12 protein-coding genes are annotated in these 19,167 nt (G+C 36.9%); 6 read left to right on the top strand and 6 right to left on the bottom strand.

The annotated features are described in order from the left end of the window. The first annotated feature begins 116 nt into the window (after positions 1-116). Entirely contained in the window at positions 117-3,521 is a 3,405-nt protein-coding gene (locus tag CA834_RS03060; protein WP_094967178.1) for a glycosyltransferase family 117 protein, read from the top strand. Positions 3,522-3,526: 5 nt separating this feature from the next. Further along, a complete protein-coding gene (locus tag CA834_RS03055) occupies positions 3,527-4,189 on the top strand; it encodes a polysaccharide deacetylase family protein (RefSeq protein ID WP_094967177.1) in 663 nt (220 codons plus the stop codon). A 3-nt stretch (positions 4,190-4,192) separates the two neighbouring features. Here the strand turns inward: CA834_RS03055 and CA834_RS03050 are convergent, their stop codons facing one another. The 5 genes from CA834_RS03050 to CA834_RS03030 form a co-directional block, all read right to left on the bottom strand. Further along, complete coding sequence (locus CA834_RS03050; protein WP_094967176.1) at positions 4,193-4,489, bottom strand: thioredoxin family protein; 297 nt, start codon at positions 4,487-4,489, stop codon at positions 4,193-4,195. 109 nt (positions 4,490-4,598) lie between these two features. After that, a complete protein-coding gene (locus CA834_RS03045) occupies positions 4,599-5,837 on the bottom strand; it encodes a metallophosphoesterase (protein ID WP_094967175.1) in 1,239 nt (412 codons plus the stop codon). 43 nt (positions 5,838-5,880) lie between these two features. Next, positions 5,881-8,367, bottom strand: coding sequence for a beta-mannosidase (locus CA834_RS03040; protein ID WP_094967174.1), 2,487 nt, complete (start codon positions 8,365-8,367; stop codon positions 5,881-5,883). Further along, entirely contained in the window at positions 8,357-9,046 is a 690-nt protein-coding gene (locus CA834_RS03035) for a copper homeostasis protein CutC (protein WP_094967173.1), read from the bottom strand. The genes CA834_RS03040 and CA834_RS03035 overlap by 11 nt, the downstream gene beginning before the upstream one ends. A 153-nt stretch (positions 9,047-9,199) precedes the next feature. Further along, positions 9,200-11,473, bottom strand: coding sequence for a glycoside hydrolase family 20 protein (locus CA834_RS03030; protein ID WP_094967172.1), 2,274 nt, complete (start codon positions 11,471-11,473; stop codon positions 9,200-9,202). A gap of 39 nt (positions 11,474-11,512) precedes the next feature. Here CA834_RS03030 and CA834_RS03025 point away from each other — a divergent pair, with 39 nt between their 5' ends. From CA834_RS03025 to CA834_RS03015, 3 genes are read left to right on the top strand one after another with little or no spacing between them, the layout of a single operon-like run. Continuing rightward, positions 11,513-14,443 (top strand): GH92 family glycosyl hydrolase, encoded by a 2,931-nt coding sequence (locus tag CA834_RS03025; RefSeq protein WP_094967171.1) that lies wholly within the window; start codon positions 11,513-11,515, stop codon positions 14,441-14,443. After that, on the top strand, positions 14,424-16,136 hold the full coding sequence (locus tag CA834_RS03020; protein WP_394346591.1) for an MFS transporter: 1,713 nt from the start codon (positions 14,424-14,426) through the stop codon (positions 16,134-16,136). Before CA834_RS03025 ends, CA834_RS03020 begins: the two co-directional genes overlap by 20 nt. Before the next feature lie 10 nt (positions 16,137-16,146). Next, positions 16,147-17,166 (top strand): isoaspartyl peptidase/L-asparaginase family protein, encoded by a 1,020-nt coding sequence (locus CA834_RS03015; RefSeq protein WP_094967170.1) that lies wholly within the window; start codon positions 16,147-16,149, stop codon positions 17,164-17,166. A gap of 22 nt (positions 17,167-17,188) precedes the next feature. Here CA834_RS03015 and CA834_RS03010 read toward each other — a convergent pair whose 3' ends face one another. Continuing rightward, entirely contained in the window at positions 17,189-18,601 is a 1,413-nt protein-coding gene (locus tag CA834_RS03010; RefSeq protein ID WP_094967169.1) for an aldehyde dehydrogenase family protein, read from the bottom strand. Between the two features lie 270 nt (positions 18,602-18,871). On the opposite strand from CA834_RS03010, the gene CA834_RS03005 reads away from it, so the two are divergent. After that, positions 18,872-19,132 (top strand): hypothetical protein, encoded by a 261-nt coding sequence (locus CA834_RS03005; protein ID WP_094967168.1) that lies wholly within the window; start codon positions 18,872-18,874, stop codon positions 19,130-19,132. The last annotated feature ends 35 nt before the right edge of the window (positions 19,133-19,167 follow it).

The raw sequence follows: 19,167 nt of genomic DNA, 5'->3' as shown, positions 1-19,167 counted from the left end.
TTTCGCTTGGGCAAAAAAAAACAAAAAAATAATTGTTTTTACTTAACGTTAACTTAAAACACTAGGCGATACTATAATAATTAGTAAATTCGTCGGCATCATAAAGACTGGTTAATATGGGAGATTTTAACTTCAAAAAGTGGAATACTATTTTAGCATGGGCTGTTTTTGCCATTGCGTTTGTTGTTTACGCAATGACCATTGAACCTACCGTTAGTTTCTGGGACGCGGGAGAATATATATTAACCTCTTCTAAGTTACAAGTCGGCCATCCTCCTGGCGCTCCATTGTTTCAAATGATGGGTGCTTTTTTCTCCATGTTTGCTCTAGAGCCCTCACAAATTGGTATGCTCCTTAATATGATGAGTGCTGTTTCTAGTGCTTTTACTATTCTTTTTATGTTTTGGACCATAAGTATGCTACTTGTAACGTTGGTAAAGTATGACAAAGATTCAAAGCCAGCTAAGGGACAAGCAATTCTAGGTAGTGCTTTTGTTGGTAGCTTGGCATTTACATTTACTGATTCCTTTTGGTTTAATGCCGTAGAGACTGAGGTTTATGCCATGGCCACATTAATTATGGTCATTCTCTTTTATGTAGGTTTAAGATGGGAACGAGATATGGATAAGCCAAGAGGGAACCGTTGGCTCATTCTAATGGCCTTTATTATTGGTCTTTCCTTTGGTGTCCATTTTATGGGACTTCTTACTATTCCAGCCATTGGCCTAATCTATTATTTTAAAAATTACAAGACCCTAACCGTTAAGAATTTTATTATTGCCAATTTGGCTTCGGCTGCGGTCTTACTTTTTATATTTAAACTATTGTTACCTTCCACGTTAAAACTCTTTGGGTATTTAGAGGTGTTTTTTGTTAATTCGGTTGGACTCCCGTTTAATTCCGGAACCATCATTACAGGGTTCCTAGTCATTGGCCTATTTTATCTAGGCTTGAAATATACGCGTCAGAAAGGCCTTCAACATGCCAATACCTTAGTATTATGCTTGATGTTTATTTTTATAGGATTTTCATCATGGCTTATGTTACCTATTAGAGCTAATGCTAATGTAATCATAAACGAAAACAATCCATCTGACGCTCGGGAACTATTGGCCTATTACAACCTCGAGCAATATCCGGAAACTCATTTATTCTACGGTCCTCAGTTTACAGAAATCTATTCTGGTGCAGATAAGGACGAACCCTTTGTTGATGATAAGAAAAATTATGAGAAGGATGAGGAATTAGGCAAATACGTCATTATTAACGACTGGGAAAAAAGTAAGCAGAACTACAACCATGAACACGCTTCTATTTTGCCACGCATGTGGAGTAGTGAACACGCACAAAATTATATGATGTTCTCGGGCTTGATCAATTTTAAAGTAAATCCCAACCTACAAAGCCAAGCGTACAACGAAGCTTTGAGTTATGGATTATCAGAAGAACAAGCCGGACAATATGCGATGCAAGAAAAACGGCGCTTTGACCAGATTGTAGCTGATTTTAGAATGCGTGTGGCCAATGGCGAAATTGATTATGAAGGTTATGACCAATTTTTAAGACGTTACGGACAACAATATTTAACGGTTGAAAAACCGTCATTTACAGACAATATAGCCTATATGATTCAATACCAGTTCGGTTATATGTATTGGCGCTATTTTATGTGGAATTTTACAGGAAGGCAGAACGATGTGCAAGGAAAGTTTGACGACTTTAACGGAAATTGGATTTCAGGCATTAAGTTCATTGACGAGATGCATCTCGGCATGACTCAAGATAATTTACCTTCTGATGTTGAGGACAATAAAGCGCGCAATACATATTATTTCCTACCCTTGCTCTTAGGCTTGGTAGGGTTCTTATTTTTATTTAATAAAGATAAGAAACGGTTTTGGGTGATGCTGGTTTTCTTTTTAATGACCGGACTTGCCATACAATTTTACACCAATATAAGGCCTTTTGAACCTAGAGAACGTGATTATTCGGTTGTTGGTTCCTTTTATGTCTTTGCCATATGGATTGGTTTTGGTGTTTATGCTATTTACGATTTACTGAAAACAACTGTGAAATCGAAATTAACTGCGCCTGTCATTTCACTGTTATGTGCGGTAATTGTACCTGGAGTCTTAGCCGCTAACAATTGGGATGACCATGATCGCTCGGGAAAATATACGGCCAATGCCATGGCAAGAAAATACCTCGAATCATGTGCGCCAAATGCTATTTTGTTTACTATCGGAGACAATGATTCTTTCCCCTTATGGTACCTGCAAGAGATTGAGGGGGTAAGAACAGATGTAAGAGTAGTAAATACTAGTCTTTTCCAAACCGATTGGTATATAGACCAAATGAAGCGCAAGGCGTATGAAAGTGAACCAATACCATCACAATTGACGCATAACCAATATCGTGGTAGTAATAGAGACGTGATTATCTACCGAGAAATTAGTGAGAAAATTGCTAATGATACTTTGAGTATTAAGGAATTTATGGATTTTGTGGGCAGTGAAGAACCTACTACAAAATTAAAGTTCATTATAGAAAAACGCGGAGAAGACCCAAGAGTTTATCCCAAACATCTGCTGAATTCCAATTACTTCCCAACACGTAACATTAGTATTCCTGTAAATAAGGAAGTTGTCTTAAAAAATGGCATTGTCAAACCGAAAGACGCAGATAAAATCGAGGACGAACTATTTACACAAATAGCCGGAAACTATATTTATAAGAATCGACTTCTAATGCTTGATATTATTGCCAATAATAATTGGGAACGACCTATCTATTTTACAGGTGGCGCATTTAGCGATGAGGATTATATCTGGCTTAAAGATTACCTACAGTTAGATGGCATGTGTTACAAGTTAGTGCCCATAAAAACCCCTGTAGATAGGGCTAATCCTTATGATATGGGCCGTGTAGATGCTGACTTAATGTACGATCTAGTTTCTAAATGGTACTGGGGTGGCAGTGGTGAAAATATCTACCATGATATTGAAACTAGACGCAACGGTATAACATATAGAGGAAACCTTGCTCGTTTGATAGAGCAACTCATAAATGAAGACAAATTGAACAAGGCTGAAGAAATAGCGGATTTAGCTATGGAGAAAATGCCTGTTGATAAATTTGGGTACTATTCTTTGTTAGAACCTTACATTAGTGCCTATTACGAAATAGGAAATAAAGAAAAAGGTAGAGCTTTATTTAAAGATGTTTCAGAGAAATATCAGGAAAATTTAATGTTCTTGAGTGGTCAAAACCTTAAAACCCAAGAGCGACTGATTGAAGAAATTTATACAGATATTCAACGCTATAGAGCCCTGGTTGATGTTTTGGTTATTTATGATGATAAAGACTTTGCGCTAGAGGAAACTAAAAAGTTCAATAGTTATTTGAAATTATTTGACCCCCTAATGGGTCCAGTTGAAGAGGAACCGCCGTTTGACGAAGATATAGACATTAATTCGTTACTAAATGACAGCTCTAATGCCATTTCACCTGAAGAAGAATAAAACACATGAGTATTATTCCAGCCAAAACACCGGAATTCGTTAAGTCAGTCTTTCCTAATTTTGTGTGGAATATTTCAACTGAAAAGAAGGAACTTTATTTAACCTTTGATGATGGTCCCACACCAGATATAACCGAATGGGTACTGAACGCATTAGATGCCTATAATGCTAAGGCTACATTCTTCTGTATTGGTAATAATATTGAAAAATATCCTCAAATATTTAAACGGATTGTTGCCCAGGGTCATAAAGTTGGAAATCATACGTATAATCACTTAAAGGGTTGGAAATGCAAGACACAGGTCTATGTTGAGGATATTGTTAAAGCTGAAACGGTTATGCAACAAGCCTACTCCAACGAATCGACGGAAACTCATTCAAAGTTCAAACTTTTCCGCCCTCCATATGGAAAGTTTAAAGCCAATCAAGCCAAAGCAACTCAGAAATTAGGTTACAAAATAATTCTTTGGGACATACTATCTTTTGACTGGGACCAAAACGTAAGTGAAGACCAATGCTCTAGAAATGTCATTGCCTCAGCAAAAAAAGGAAGTATTGTGGTATTCCACGATAGTTTAAAAGCATCAAGAAATTTAAAATTTGCGCTACCAAAGGTGCTGGAACACTTTTCTAAAGAAAACTATGTGTTTAAAGCATTAGAACTTTAATGACTACACATATTCTTGAATAATACCGATTAAGGTATTTGCATCTTGTTCGCCGCTATGACGCCATTTCATCTCACCGTTTTTATAAATTATCAGTGTAGGAAGACCTTTAACCCTTAAGGCCTCAGCGAGCTCTTTATTTTTATCTACATCAATTTTTATAACTTTTGCCTTATCTCCCAAAGCTGCGGCCACATCTCTAAGTACTGGATGCATTGCAATGGATTGCTCATTCCATTCTGTGTAGAAGTCGAGAAGTACAGGAATTTCTACATCAATTAATTCCCCGAATTTTGACATACTAATTAGTTTTTAATCCAATACTGTTTTACAAACCTAGTTAAAATTTCAATACCAAAAATGTAGCAAGTTCATTATGAGGTTCATAAAAATAAACAATTGTTAGTAATTATGCATTTTTTACGCCTTTCTTCAACTCTATAACCGTTATTTCTGGCCAAATACCTACACGTCCGGGAAAGGCTAAATAGCCGAAGCCTCTGTTGACATTAATATACTGGCCCAACTGCTCATAAATACCCGCCCAATGCTTATAGCGCCATTTTACTGGACTCCATTTAAAAACCCCCGGAATTTCTATCCCAAACTGCATGCCATGGGTATGACCGCTTAAGGTTAAATGATAGTGATACTCGTCATTAATAACTTCCGCATCCCAGTGGCTAGGATCGTGGCTCAATAAGACTTTAAAATCGTTTTTATCAACACCAAAAGCCGCTTGTTTCAAATCACCTGCCTTTTTAAAACCACCTTTACCCCAGTTTTCAACTCCAATTATGGCAATGCGCTCTCCCTTCTTTTCTAAAAAACGATTATCATTCAACAATAAATCGAAACCTATTTCCTTTTGAAGTTCCTTGAGCCGCTCTAAATTTTGTTTTTTCTCATCATCTGAATCCCAACGTACATAATCGCCGTAGTCATGATTACCCAAAACAGAAAACATGCCATCTGTTGCCTTCAATTTTTTAAAAATTGACACATAAGGCTCTAGTTCGGTAGCTTTGTTGTTAACCATATCACCTGTAAATAATATCACATCACTTTCTTGCTTATTTATCAAGTCTATAGCATATTCTACCTTTTTAACGTTATCAAAACTACCTGAGTGAATGTCACTTATCTGCGTTAATCGGTAACCATTAAAAGCATCGGGTAAATCTTCGAAGTGGAGAGTATACTTAAGTACCTTGAAATTGTACTTGCCCTTATACATCCCGTAAAGAATAGACGCAAATGGAACAGCTGCTATTCCCAAGGCTAGCTGACTTATAAATTTGCGTCGTGATGGTAAGTGCTTAACACCATTGTCGCTTCCGCTATCTTGCATAAAATAACTGTAAACTCCTTGTGGTACTCTAAAAATATCTTCGGTAAACATCACGGCGATAAGGACCAGTTTTGGAACAATCATTGCGATAAGAAATCCAACAGCTAAGGAATTGCTTTGAGAAAAGCCATTACTTCTATTAAAGCCATAAAATTGGTATACGAAATTTCCAATTATGGCCAAGGTGAACATCCAATATAACAGATACCACCAATTGCTTTTTGTAACAGCTCGAAGCGCTTGGAACGCATAATAATCTGCAACCCCTACGATAATGATAAAAAGTAACCAGCGCATTCAATACCTATTTAAAATCAAATGTACAAAGTAGACCACTGACTTATCTTATGAAATTGTTAAAGCTTTTTATTTCTAGATCATCTAAAAATTGTGCATTATCCAACCTATTATCCTCTGTTTTAAAATAAATCCACTTTTGTTCTTCTGGCAACAAATCAAAGAAGTTGTCATGAAACCAACCCTTATATTTAGTGCTTAAAAAAACATCTTTTTGCAGTGTTTTAGATGTTAACATTACTTTAAAACCGTCTGGCATTTTTAAAAACTTCGTTTTTACATTGGCTTGTTTGAGTTTTAAGTCTTTTGGTTTTACGAAGAAGAATAATTCTTTTTTTAAATTGAAACCCAAATTAAGTACAATTTCGTCTTTTGGGAATGAAATAGCACTTAATGGTATTTTATATTTAACCTCGCTTGAGCCAGGCATCACTTGAATTTCTACCGACTCTTTCCATAGTATTTTTCCATTAAAATCCTCTACAGACATCCAAAGTTTGCCGCGTTCTTCTTCTAGTTTATCATTAACAATACATACGTTCAGCGTGTCGTTTTGAATTGTTGACGACAGCAAAATATCATCGTAACTACGTTTTAATTTATATTGCAGTGCTTTCCAATGTCCGAAATAATCGATGCTACTCCAAGAGACTGCAGGCCAACAATCGTTGAGTTGCCAAATTAAAGTTCCCATATTATAGGGCTTGGCGCGTCTTTGTGCTTTAATTCCTTTGGTGATTCCGTAGGCTTGCAATAATTGACTCATATATACATAATCTTCTGCTTCTGTTGGAACGGGAAAATCTCGTTTCATATAAGTTTCAATAAGTTCAAAGCCTCTAAGGTGTTTTTGATGATTTTTAAAACCTTCCGAAGAAATATCAACACTATCGTTTTGGGTAATATACTTTATCACCTCATAACCTGGAAATGACTGAAACCCAAACTCACTCATAAAACGCGGAATACTGTATTCCAAATGCTCAAAAGGATAGGCATCGTGCCAAACCCACCAGTCGTGAGCATCACCTTCGGTTATATATTTGGGATTTCCACGCCCATATTTTGGCGAGCTTTCCCAATAATCTATATCTGTAAATTGGGCAACTGTATTTGGTAAAATAGAGTCGAAAACTTTTAAATAGTTGTTCCAAATCTCTTCCTTCTCTTTTTCGCTTCTTCCGTCCTGCCAACCCCAGCGATGCCAGCCTTCAGAGTTTTCATTATTACCACACCACAACGCTATTGAGGCATGATTTCTAAGGCGTTTCACATTGTCAATGGCTTCTTGTTTTACATTTTCTAAAAAGGCTTTATCACCGGGATACATAGCACAGGCAAACATAAAATCTTGCCAAACCAAAATACCTTTTTCATCACACAAGTCATAGAATATTTCATTTTCATAAATGCCTCCTCCCCACACCCGGAGCATATTCATATTAGCATAAACGGCGTCATTTACTAATCTTTCATAATCCGAATCATTGACTTTGTTTTGCAAACTGTGTTGTGGAATATAATTGGCCCCTTTTGCATAAACCGGTATATTATTAACCTTAAAATAGAAGCTTTCCCCAATACTATCTTTTTCAGTGAACAGTTCAATAGTTCGGAGGCCTTTTTTGACAGAAATACTGTCTAAAATTTTTCTATTGTCTTTTATAACGAGCTTAATGTCGTACAAATAAGGTTCCCCTAGATTGTGCGGCCACCAGCGTTTTGGATTTTTAATTTGAAAAGGAATTGACATTGGGCTGTATTGCGAACTCTCTTCAGAAACAGCAACGAGAGTATCATTAACCCGCACCTCGAACCGATAGCCATCCGTTTTAGCATTTGAGAAATCTACCTGAAGCATCAGCTGGGCAATTGAATCATTTAACTCCATTTGATGGACATAGGCATCTTGAATCTTTGCATCATTCCAAGCTATGAGCTTAACTGGTCGCCAAATACCACTTGTGTTTAATTTTGGCCCCCAATCCCATCCGTATTGAAATTGGGCCTTTCGAGTAAAAACCCTATTCCCTTCGGGTAACTCATAAGGTAACTTTTCCTTTTCCGCTTCTTCGTATTTTGACGTATGCTCAAACACCAATCGAAGTTCGTTTTCTAAAGACAAAAGTGATTTTACATTAACATGCCATGCTCTAAATGCATTATTAGCCTTTAGTATTAAACTATCATTTAAATAAACCGAAGCATAGGTATCTAAACCTTCAAAATTAAGCTGGAAGTTTTGTTTTTTAAGTGTTTCTTCATCCAAGGCAAAGGATGTTTTGTATTCCCAATCCGCGTCAGACACCCATTGCACATCCTTTTCGTTGTTTCCTATAAAAGGGTCTTCAATAATTTGATGATCTAACAAATCTGAATGCACATTGCCAGGCACGGTTGCCGATTGCCAAACCGAATCTGTAACTTTTTTGAACTGCCAATTATTATGCAAGGCTATAATTTCTGGCAAATCGTGTTTAGGTTGGCAACTAAAAGATACAAGGATGACTAACAGAAGACTATAGCGCATTTAAAATAGCTTTAATTTTTTGGGGGTCAGAATAGGTTAATGTCATCGAAAATAATGAATTTTGCTCTTCAAGTTGCGACGACGCTGAGGCGTGAATTTCCTGTAAACGGGCTTCTTTGAATTTTGATGCATTCTCTGGTGAAACGCCAGCTCCTGCCAAAATAATAATTCTTTCTCCTGCCATTTCATTTAATTCTTTCAACAGAGCTAATCCGAGTTCGGCTGAAGACGCCTGGCCAGACGTTAAAACCCGCTTAATCCCGAAATCTATTAATTGTTCTAAAGCTTCTTTCGGATTGGTAACCTCATCAAACGCACGATGAAAGGTGAACTCCAATGGCTTTGATAGTTCAACCAACTCCTTTGTTCTCTCTAAATCAATAGTTTTGTCTGAATTTAACACCCCAGCAACAATGCCTTTACATCCTAATTTCTTACAGAGCTGAATATCATTTTTCATAATTTCAAACTCGGCATCTGAATATACAAAATCACCGCTTCTAGGTCTAATCAAGACAAAAACAGGTATTTCTAAATTCTCAACAACTTGCTTTAATAAGCCATAAGATGGCGTTAAGCCACCAACGGACAACTCTTGACATAATTCGATGCGATGTGCACCTGCGTCTTGGGCATTTTTAGCGGATTGGTATGAGTTGGCGCAGATTTCTAGTTTCATAATATTTCACACAAAAGCGGGAGTCTATTAATTGGTTATTATAATATTTATTAATTTCTTCTTTACACCCGCTTAAAGTCCCCTCAAGGGGATATTTGTAAATTTTAACCCTCGGGGTTGTCCCCTTCAGAAAGTTGTTATTCAAGGCTTAGATCAATTCACAATAATCTCATCAATAAAGGTCCACGCCTCATTTCCAGCACCCTGCTTGCCTTCAGCAATAGTACCGAAATTAGGAACTTTGATAGTTATCGTTTTGGCTCTAATGTCTTTAAAATTAGCTTTAAAATTAACAATTAAGTTTTCTGGACTTAACTCATATGTTTTAAAGTCTTTATCATTATCAAAGGCAATTTCAAGGGTCCTTGGTGCATAAATCCACTGTCCATTACCATTATAAAATCTAGTTTCAATGGAGGTAATTTCAACTTCCGCACCTAAGTCAATTGTAATCTCAATATCCTCACCCCAAAACCCTAACCACTCTTTGTCTCCAAACCGTGTATCGCTTCCGCTAATGCCGTTGATTAGTCCTTCTGCACCACTACCCAAAAAGGCTTTATGTGGTTCTTTATCAATGGCAATTTCAGCACCAACTGCTTTATGTAGATTTATACGTTCAGAAAAAACAGAGCCTAATCGTTCATTATTTTCAAAAACTGCTGCTTTTATGTTTACGCTTTTATTCAGTGGAATAGGCTTACTGTAAGTCTCCGATTTAAATGTTGGTTCAGTGCCATCCATAGTGTATAAAATGGCTTTTCCTTTTGTTACTGTTTCTAACGTGTAGCTTAATTGTTCATTTTCATTTTGTAATTGGCCACTAAGCTCGTACAGATGATTTGCGTAATTGATGCTTAAAGCCTCTAAACGTTCATGAAAATGCTCAAGTCTATTCACAAAATCAGGATAATTCTTATTACTCGGAGAAGACCATACCACCTCACTCATCGCAAATATTCTAGGGAATACCATATATTCTACGTGGTCTTCTGTTGGAATATATTCGGTCCAAACATTACCTTGAGCGCCCAACACATATTGGGATTCTTCTTCAGTTAACTCTTCAGGAATTGGATTAAAGGCATAAACCTTTTCAAGAGGTAAGAAACCTCCTATCGCTGTCGGCTCATCTTCATTTTTTGATTGGTAATAATCAAAATAGCAATGTGATGTTGGTGTCATAACTACATTGTGACCAGATTTTGCAGCCTGAACTGCTCCGCTAGTACCACGCCAAGACATTACTGTGGCATTAGGTGCCAGCCCCCCTTCCAAAATTTCATCCCAACCAATAATTTGCCGACCCTTAGAATTCAAATATTTTTCCATTCTAGTAATGAAATAATTCTGCAATTCGTGCTCGTCCTTTAAACCTTCTTCTTTAATCCGCTTTTGGCAGTTAGGACATTCTTTCCATCGGGTTTTTGGTGCCTCATCACCTCCAATATGAATATATTCACTCGGAAAAAGTTCTAAAACCTCATCTAATACATCTTCAAGAAAGGTAAAGGTTTCTTCTTTAGTGCAGTAAATATCTTCAAAAATACCCCATTTTGTAGCAACCTCAACTTGTTCCTCCTTACAACCTAACTCGGGGTAAGCAGCTATAGCTGCTTGACTATGACCTGGCATTTCAATTTCGGGGATTACAGTAACAAAGCGTTCTTGCGCATAGGCTACAATATCTTTGACTTCCTCCTGTGTGTAATAACCACCATAGCGCTTAGAATCAAATTGCTGGGGTTGGTCACTGTAATGTCCTTTTAAGGTCTCGTTTCTATAAGCGGCCACCTCTTGTAGCTTCGGGTATTTTTTAATCTCAATACGCCAACCTTGGTCTTCTGTTAAATGCCAATGAAAGGTGTTCATTTTTAACATGGCCAAGGCATCAATATACTTTTTAATAAAGGCAACAGGATACATATGCCTACCAACGTCTAGATGCATACCTCTGTAAGAAAACCGTGGCGCATCTGCAATGGTGATTGCTGGAATTTCCACTTTACTTTTTTCAAAATTTCCAATCTCGAAAGCTACAGGAAGCATCTGGCGGAAAGACTGAACAGCATAAAAAGCGCCTTTGTCGGTTTTGGCTTTTATTTCAATGGTCTCAGGCGAGACCTTAAGGGTATAGCCTTCATCACTTGTAATAGTTTCATCAATACTAAACCGTATGTCGTTACCTTTTTTGAGCTTAATGGATTTGCTCTGCTCAATAAATGATTTTAAGAATTCTCCAGATATTTTTAACTCTTCGGGATAATTAAGGCCTGTAGTACTACTTAATTCAAAAAAACCTTGACCCATGGTCTGGTTTAAAGGTTTTGGAGTAATTTGAACTTCAATATTCTGAATTTTGTTTTGTTCACAGCTTGACAAAAACAGAAGAAAAAGGGCTAGACTAAAGACTTTCTTGATTTGCATTTTACTATATTAGATGCATTAAAATTAGCAATCTTTTTGATGAACTTTAGGCAAACCTCCATTTTAGTTGTAATTCTTCTTTTTTTTAATTGTCAAAATCCAAGTTCAATTTCTGAAGCTCAAAAAGACCAACCACTTATTACCTATGTAAACCCGTTTATTGGTACTGGTGGTCACGGCCATACCTATCCGGGTGCAACCATGCCTTTTGGGATGATGCAATTAAGTCCGGATACACGATTAGAGGGTTGGGATGGCTGCTCGGGTTACCATTATACTGACAGTTATATTTATGGGTTTTCTCATACCCACCTTAGTGGAACAGGCATCAGTGACTATGGAGATATCCTTTTAATGCCAACAAATGAACCGGTTTTTAATAATGGTGCGGATGGCAAAAAAGGCTATCGCGCTCATTTCTCTCATGATAACGAAATAGCAGAACCCGGTTACTACAAAGTACATTTAGATTCTTCAAATATTGATGTTGAATTGACAGTTGCTCAACGTAGTGGAATTCATAAATACGAGTTTCCCTCGGCAGAAAATCAATATGTGATTTTAGATTTAGAGCATCGTGATAAGGTTTTAGATGCTAAAATCGATAAGGTTTCTGATACAGAAATAGTGGGTTACAGACATTCTGAAGCCTGGGCAAAAGACCAACGTTTATTTTATGTGATTAAAACATCACATCCATTTAAAGATGTTGTGCAATCAACACCTTTGACAGGAACTTTTGGAGGTAGACGAACAGCCTTACATTTTACTAATCCTAATAATGAACCCATTTATTTTAAGATTGGAATTTCTGCTGTTGATGTTGATGGTGCTCGCAAAAACTTAGAAACCGAAGTTTTAAAAAAAGATTTTGAAACCGTTAAAAAAGAAGCTCAAGAAGCTTGGGAATCACAGCTTGAAAAAATAGTTGTTGAAAGCGAGGATACCGATAAAAAAACAAATTTTTACACAGCTCTGTATCATACCATGTTGGCCCCACAATTGTATCAGGATGTGGATGGACGTTATAGAGGCATGGATTTAGAAATTCATAAAACTACAGATTTTGATTACTATTCTGTATTCTCACTTTGGGACACCTACAGAGCGGCACATCCCTTATATACCATTATTGAACAAGACCGAACCAATGATTTCATCAATACCTTTTTGGCGAAATACGACGAAGGTGGCATCATGCCTATGTGGGATTTAGCCGGCAATTATACCGATTGTATGATTGGCTATCACGCAGTGCCCGTAGTTGCAGATGCCTACTTAAAAGGCATTAGAGATTACGATGCAGAAAAGGCCTTTGAAGCGATGAAACATTCAGCAACACGAGATAAATTTGGTCTTGAGGCTTACAAAACGTATGGATTTATTCCTGTAGACGAAGAAAGTGAATCGGTCTCTAAAACATTAGAATACGCTTATGACGATTGGACCATTGCGCAAATGGCAGAGGCCATGGGGAAAACCGAAGATTATAAAACCTACATCCAACGTGCACAGTATTACAAAAATGTGTTTGATCCCGAAACCCAATTTATGAGAGGACGTTTTCGCAACACCTGGTTTGCACCCTTCGATCCATACGAGGTGAATTTTAATTACACTGAGGCAAACGCCTGGCAGTACAGTTTTTATGTGCCCCAAGATGTTTCAGGATTTATAAATCTGTTAGGTGGGAAAAAACAATTAGAACAAAAATTAGATGAGTTATTTACAGCCAAAACAGAAACTTCTGGCAGAGAGCAATCTGATATTACAGGTTTAATTGGGCAATATGCCCATGGTAACGAGCCAAGTCATCATATGGCGTATCTCTATAACTTTGTGAACAAGCCGCATAAAACTCAAGAGAAAGTCCATCAAATATTAACTGAGCTCTATACTAATGACCCAGATGGTATTTCGGGTAACGAAGACTGTGGGCAAATGAGTGCCTGGTATGTAATGAGCTCCATGGGCTTTTATTCGGTTACACCAGGGAGTAATCAGTACATTATTGGCACACCACTATTCGATAAAGCCACCATTAATCTTGAAAATGAAAAAGAATTTACCATAGTTGCCAATAATCTCAGCGATACCAATATCTATGTAGAAAACGTAAAACTTAATGGTAAGAAATTAGATGTTAGCTATTTAAGTCATGATGCTATTATAAATGGAGGTACACTGGAATTTACAATGACCGATAATCCTGCGATTTGGGGAAGTCGCGAAGGTCAGGAACCAAAGACCGAAATTACGGAGCATATCATTTTACCATCACCATTTATTGCAGAAGGTGATATTACCTTCAGAGGTTCTACCGAAATTGTATTAAGCACCTCTGAAAAAGATGCTATAATTTATTATGCTATAAATGAAGGAGAATTTAAAGTTTACGACAAACCATTCACAATTTCTGAAGACACAAGAGTAAAACTATATTCTGAAAAAGGACACTTAAAAAGTCCCGTTTTATCAACCCCATTTTTTAAGATAGACCCTAATTTAAGTATTACTCTAGAAAGTGATTACGCCAATCAATACTCCGCTGGAGGCAATGATGCCCTAATTGACGGTATACGAAGCACAAAAAACTATAGAACCGGCAGCTGGCAAGGTTATCACAATACCGATTTAATTGCTACTGTTGATTTAGGAACTGAAAGAGTTATTTACAACCTAGAAGTCAGCTTTCTTCAAGACCAAGGCGCATGGATATTTTTGCCTACAGAAGTAGATATTCTAACATCAACCGATGGAATAAATTTTACAAAAAATATGACTTGGGAATTTGATGCGGCTACTAAGGACGATAATATCAAAATTGAAAAAGTAAAGCTTTCCAAATTAGGCAACAAAAGGTATGTAAAAATTATTGCAAAAAAACTAGGGATTCTCCCAAAGTGGCACTTGGGGCATCCACTGGATGGAAGGAGCTGGATTTTTGCAGATGAAATTTCAATTAAATAAACTAACAACTATCCATTTAATGACCAATCAAAACAACAAATCGGCTTTAGCAACTTTAGTGACCGTTTTCTTTTTCTGGGGGTTTATCGCTGCATCTAATGGTGTTTTCATTCCCTTTTGCAAAACCTACTTTAATATTGATCAATTTCAATCTCAATTAGTTGATTTCGCCTTTTATGGTGCCTACTATATTGGCGCTCTTCTTTTGTTCGTATTATCTGGCTCCATTAAAAAAGATATTATGAATAATTGGGGCTATAAGAATGGAATTATATATGGCCTATTACTCTCGGCTATCGGTGCATTCGTGATGTATCCTGCGACCGCAGGTGCTGAGCAAGGTCAAACAAGTGTATTCTATTTTGTACTTATTGCTTATTTTATAGTGGCCTTGGGTTTCTCATTACAACAAACAGCGGCAAACCCATTTGCCATTGCTTTAGGAGATCCTAAAACAGGATCGCATCGCTTAAACTTAGCTGGGGGTATTAACTCTTTTGGCACCACCATCGGACCTATTGTGGTTAGCTTGGTTATTTTTGGATCTGCGTCATGGAGTACAGATGAACTTGCCACCATGATAAGTAATAATGAAATTACCTTGGTCACAGTTCAGAGCTTATACTTAGGCGTAGGGGCTTTATTTTTAGTGGCAGCAGCCTTATTTTATTTTTCAAGAAAACTACCTGAACTCAAATCAGATACTGCCTTTGAGCCTGCTAACAAAGCACGTAACTTGTTAATTATTCTAACACTTATCATTGTTGGATGCTTCGGCTATATCTTTAGTACATATGCTGGAGAAGCTGTAGCCACAGAAAGCGTAGAAAAAACGAGATTGGTTGTTTTATTCGTTGCACTTTTCGCGGTAATTGCCGCTGTATTTATTGCCAATACTAGCGCTACAAAAAAACCAGGAGGTTGGGGCGCTATGAAATATCCACAACTCGTTTTAGGTATGCTTGCTATATTCACCTATGTAGGTGTTGAAGTAACCATTGGAAGTAATTTAGGTGAATTATTGAAGCAATCTGTTGCTGATACCGGACTAAATGCACTAGGCCTACCAATACTTAATGATTCGCAATTAGGCTTATATATTTCATTGTATTGGGGAGGATTAATGATTGGACGCTGGGTTGGCGCCATAACCGTTTTTAATCCAAGTGAAGGTTTAAAAAAGATTTTGTTAATTATTGTACCATACATTGCTTTTGCGGTAATACTATCCGTAAACTGGATAGCCGGCAACGAATTTTCAAGTAATGAAATTATTTTTTTCGCTCTCTGTATAGCCGTCCAAATTTTTGGATTTTATTTGGCTAAAGACAATCCTGTTACAACATTAAAAATATTCAGCTTTCTCGGTGTTCTAGGTATGCTCATTGGTTTATTTTCATCAGGGAATGTCGCCTTATTCGCGTTCCTTTCTGGTGGTTTATTCTGTTCAATAATGTGGCCTTGTATATTTACATTGAGTATTGCTGGTCTAGGTAAATATACCTCACAAGGGTCGGCATTTTTAATTATGATGATTTTAGGTGGTGCTATAATTCCACCTGTTCAAGGCAAATTAGCAGATGTATTTAGCATACAATCATCATATTGGATTGCTGTTGCCTGTTTTGTTTACTTATTATTTTATGCCTTTAGAACTAAAACAGTACTCGATAAGCAAGGCGTAACCTATTAAAACATATCCCATGAAAAGACGACAATTTATTAAACATACTTCATTAACCGGTGTTGGGTTAGCTGTTGGAAGTTCGATATTAGGTTGTGATGACACTAACTCAAAAAAAATCACTGAAGACCATAAAAGTGTTATAACAGATTTAAAAAGTTTACCATTAGTCATTGCAACTTGGGGTGTGAAAGATGCCACATCTAAGGCTATGGAAGTTCTACAAGCTGGAGGAAATGCCCTGGATGCTGTAGAACAAGGCTGCCGCATAGAAGAAGCTAATGAAAAAGGGCAATCTGTTGGCAAGGGTGGTTTACCAGACCGGGATGGTAATGTTACTCTTGATGCTTGTATTATGGACAAACATGGTAATTGTGGCGCTGTCGTATATCTTAAGAATATAACTCATGCCGTTTCTGTGGCTAGAAAGGTGATGGAAGATACACCACATGTGATGCTTGCTGGAGAAGGCGCTTTGCAATTTGCCATCTCACAGGGGTTTGAACCCGAAGAATTGTTGACTGAAGCTTCAAAAAGTGCCTGGGAAAAATGGAAAGTTGAAGCCAAATATAAACCCATCATTAATATTGAAAATCATGATACCATAGGTATGTTGGCCATTGACAAAAATGGTGATATTTCCGGTGCATGCACAACTAGTGGACTGGCCTATAAAATGGCGGGGCGTGTTGGTGATTCACCAATTATTGGTTCTGGCTTATTTGTAGATAATGAAATTGGTGCCGCAGTTGCGACAGGTCTAGGTGAAGAAGTGGTGAAAACGGTTGGGAGCTTCTTAGTCGTTGAATTGATGCGCCAGGGCAAATCGCCACAAGAAGCTTGTGAAGAGGCTATCCACAGAATTGTGAAGAAACCTAATAGTAATTACAAAGATTTTCAAGTGGGTTATATCGCTGTAAATAAAAAAGGTGAGACAGGAAGTTACTCTATACATCAATGGTTTAGCATGACTAAATTTCAAGATGGCGTTAATGAACAAATCCAATCGGATTTTTATAATAAAACTGACCACTCCTAAAAAAAGGCCTCTAACATTCCATTTAAAACCATTTTATGGTCAGTTGTGCAAATTTTTCCTTTAAACTACTGTATGGCGGAAATAGAAATTCAGTAACTCCAAATGTATGTTGCTTCACCACCGCTCGCTCATTAGAAAAAGCTCTAAACCCATAAAACCCGTGACTCTTGCCAATTCCACTATTATTTATACCTCCAAAAGGTAAATTATGATTGGCATAGTGAACGACATTGTTATTAATACATGTACCACCAGCTCTTGTGTTTTGAATAACTGCTTTTATATTTGCCTTGGTCTTACTGTAAATGTAAAGTGCCAATGGTCTTTCTTTGGAATTTATATAGGCTATAGCGTCTTTAAGGTTATGGTAGGTGACAATTGGCAGTATGGGACCAAAAATTTCCTCATTTAGCAAACTAGCCTCTTCTTTTAAACCTGATACAATGGTTGGTGCTATAAATTTATCTTTAGCCTCCGTGTCGCCGCCTATTTCAATTTTTGCGCCAAGATTTACCGCATTTTCTATGTGGCCCTTTAAGCGATTAAAATGTTTATCCGTTACAATTCTACCATAGGAACTAGAGGTTTGAGGCTCATCGTGAAAGTAAGTTTTAATCCATTTTTTACAAGCATTAATAAGTTGAGATTCAATTTTGGCGTCTACCAAAACATAATCTGGTGACACACAAATTTGCCCACAGTTCATATATTTACCCCAGACAATTTTTTTTGCAGCAGCATCTATATTAGCAGAGTCATCCACCACAGTTGGCGACTTACCGCCTAATTCAAGGGTTACAGAAGACAGATGTTTGGCAGCGGCGGTCATAACAATCTTACCCACTTGAGGTGAGCCTGTAAAGAAAATATGGTTAAATGGTAATTTTAGCAATTCTGTAGAGACCTCAACTTCGCCTTGTATCAGTGCAACCTCTTCTTCTAAAAAAAGATCTTCAATAATTTTAGCCATTAATGCCGACGAATTTGGCGTCATCTCAGAGGGCTTAATGATGGCTGTATTACCAGCTGCAATGGCAGAGATTAAAGGCCCAAAGGTTAAGTTAAAGGGAAAGTTCCATGGTGAAATTATTAAACATACCCCTTTTGGTTCAAAAATATAGTAGGAACTAGAGCCCAATAATGAAATTGGTGTCTTTACTTTTTGCTTTCGCATCCATTGACGCAAATGTTTTTTTACATATTTAATGTCTCCCAGAATTTGGTAAATTTCTGATAATTCAGCTTCTATTTTCGGCTTGGCTAAATCCTTATATAAAGCTTCGTGAATAGCTTCCCTGTAAGTATATTCCAAAGCTCGCTGAAGCTTATCTAACTTTCTAATTCTTTCTTTGTATGTGGATTGCGCTACTCTAAATTGATTTTGTTTTTGCTTAGAAAACAAGTCGAAATAGGTATTATCTTTATAATCTGTCATGTATTATACGGAATTTAAGGGACTAAAAATATATGTTATAACGTCTTTACTTTTTTAGAGGTAACTTTCGTCTGCCCGATATAAAATCTTGTGCTCCAAGGGTTATTTTATTGTAATGTATCAATTGCCAGTCCATTATTTGCATTTGGTCGAAATTATTAACGAATTAATTCATCTTATCCATTTATCATCATTTTTCATCTAGAATATTAAGGCAATTCAATATTTCATGTTACTTTAGTACCAATTAATCCATTAATTCCTCAAATCATGAAACAGGGTCTAATCCTCCTATTTTTCTTGATATTTTTTTCAACAACTTTTGCTCAGAACGGGTCGGTTGTTAATAGCAGTGCCGAAAAGGACAAAATATTCGGTACTGAAAAACCTCAAGTTAAGAAAACTACTATTTCTTCTGAACTTAAAGCTAAGGTTTTAAAAATTAACCGCAAGAAAAGTAACGAAATTATAAGTGTTAAAGCGTATAGAAAAAGCCTACAAATAAAGGTTAAAACTGTAAAGCTTTGTTAAGATAATGACAGATTACAACCACTAGTATTTTTTGG

Source organism: Winogradskyella aurantia, assembly GCF_002266855.1.
In the GTDB taxonomy this organism is placed as follows: domain Bacteria; phylum Bacteroidota; class Bacteroidia; order Flavobacteriales; family Flavobacteriaceae; genus Winogradskyella; species Winogradskyella aurantia.
This window is presented reverse-complemented; position numbering and strand designations above follow the sequence as displayed.

Coding starts and splice junctions, on each gene's coding strand:
- CA834_RS03010 (WP_094967169.1), bottom strand. CDS start 18,601: ATGACAGATTATAAAGATAATACCTATTTCGACTTGTTTTCTAAGCAA.
- CA834_RS03005 (WP_094967168.1), top strand. CDS start 18,872: ATGAAACAGGGTCTAATCCTCCTATTTTTCTTGATATTTTTTTCAACA.
- CA834_RS03060 (WP_094967178.1), top strand. CDS start 117: ATGGGAGATTTTAACTTCAAAAAGTGGAATACTATTTTAGCATGGGCT.
- CA834_RS03020 (WP_394346591.1), top strand. CDS start 14,424: ATGAAATTTCAATTAAATAAACTAACAACTATCCATTTAATGACCAAT.
- CA834_RS03050 (WP_094967176.1), bottom strand. CDS start 4,489: ATGTCAAAATTCGGGGAATTAATTGATGTAGAAATTCCTGTACTTCTC.
- CA834_RS03015 (WP_094967170.1), top strand. CDS start 16,147: ATGAAAAGACGACAATTTATTAAACATACTTCATTAACCGGTGTTGGG.
- CA834_RS03025 (WP_094967171.1), top strand. CDS start 11,513: ATGAACTTTAGGCAAACCTCCATTTTAGTTGTAATTCTTCTTTTTTTT.
- CA834_RS03035 (WP_094967173.1), bottom strand. CDS start 9,046: ATGAAACTAGAAATCTGCGCCAACTCATACCAATCCGCTAAAAATGCC.
- CA834_RS03045 (WP_094967175.1), bottom strand. CDS start 5,837: ATGCGCTGGTTACTTTTTATCATTATCGTAGGGGTTGCAGATTATTAT.
- CA834_RS03055 (WP_094967177.1), top strand. CDS start 3,527: ATGAGTATTATTCCAGCCAAAACACCGGAATTCGTTAAGTCAGTCTTT.
- CA834_RS03030 (WP_094967172.1), bottom strand. CDS start 11,473: ATGCAAATCAAGAAAGTCTTTAGTCTAGCCCTTTTTCTTCTGTTTTTG.
- CA834_RS03040 (WP_094967174.1), bottom strand. CDS start 8,367: ATGCGCTATAGTCTTCTGTTAGTCATCCTTGTATCTTTTAGTTGCCAA.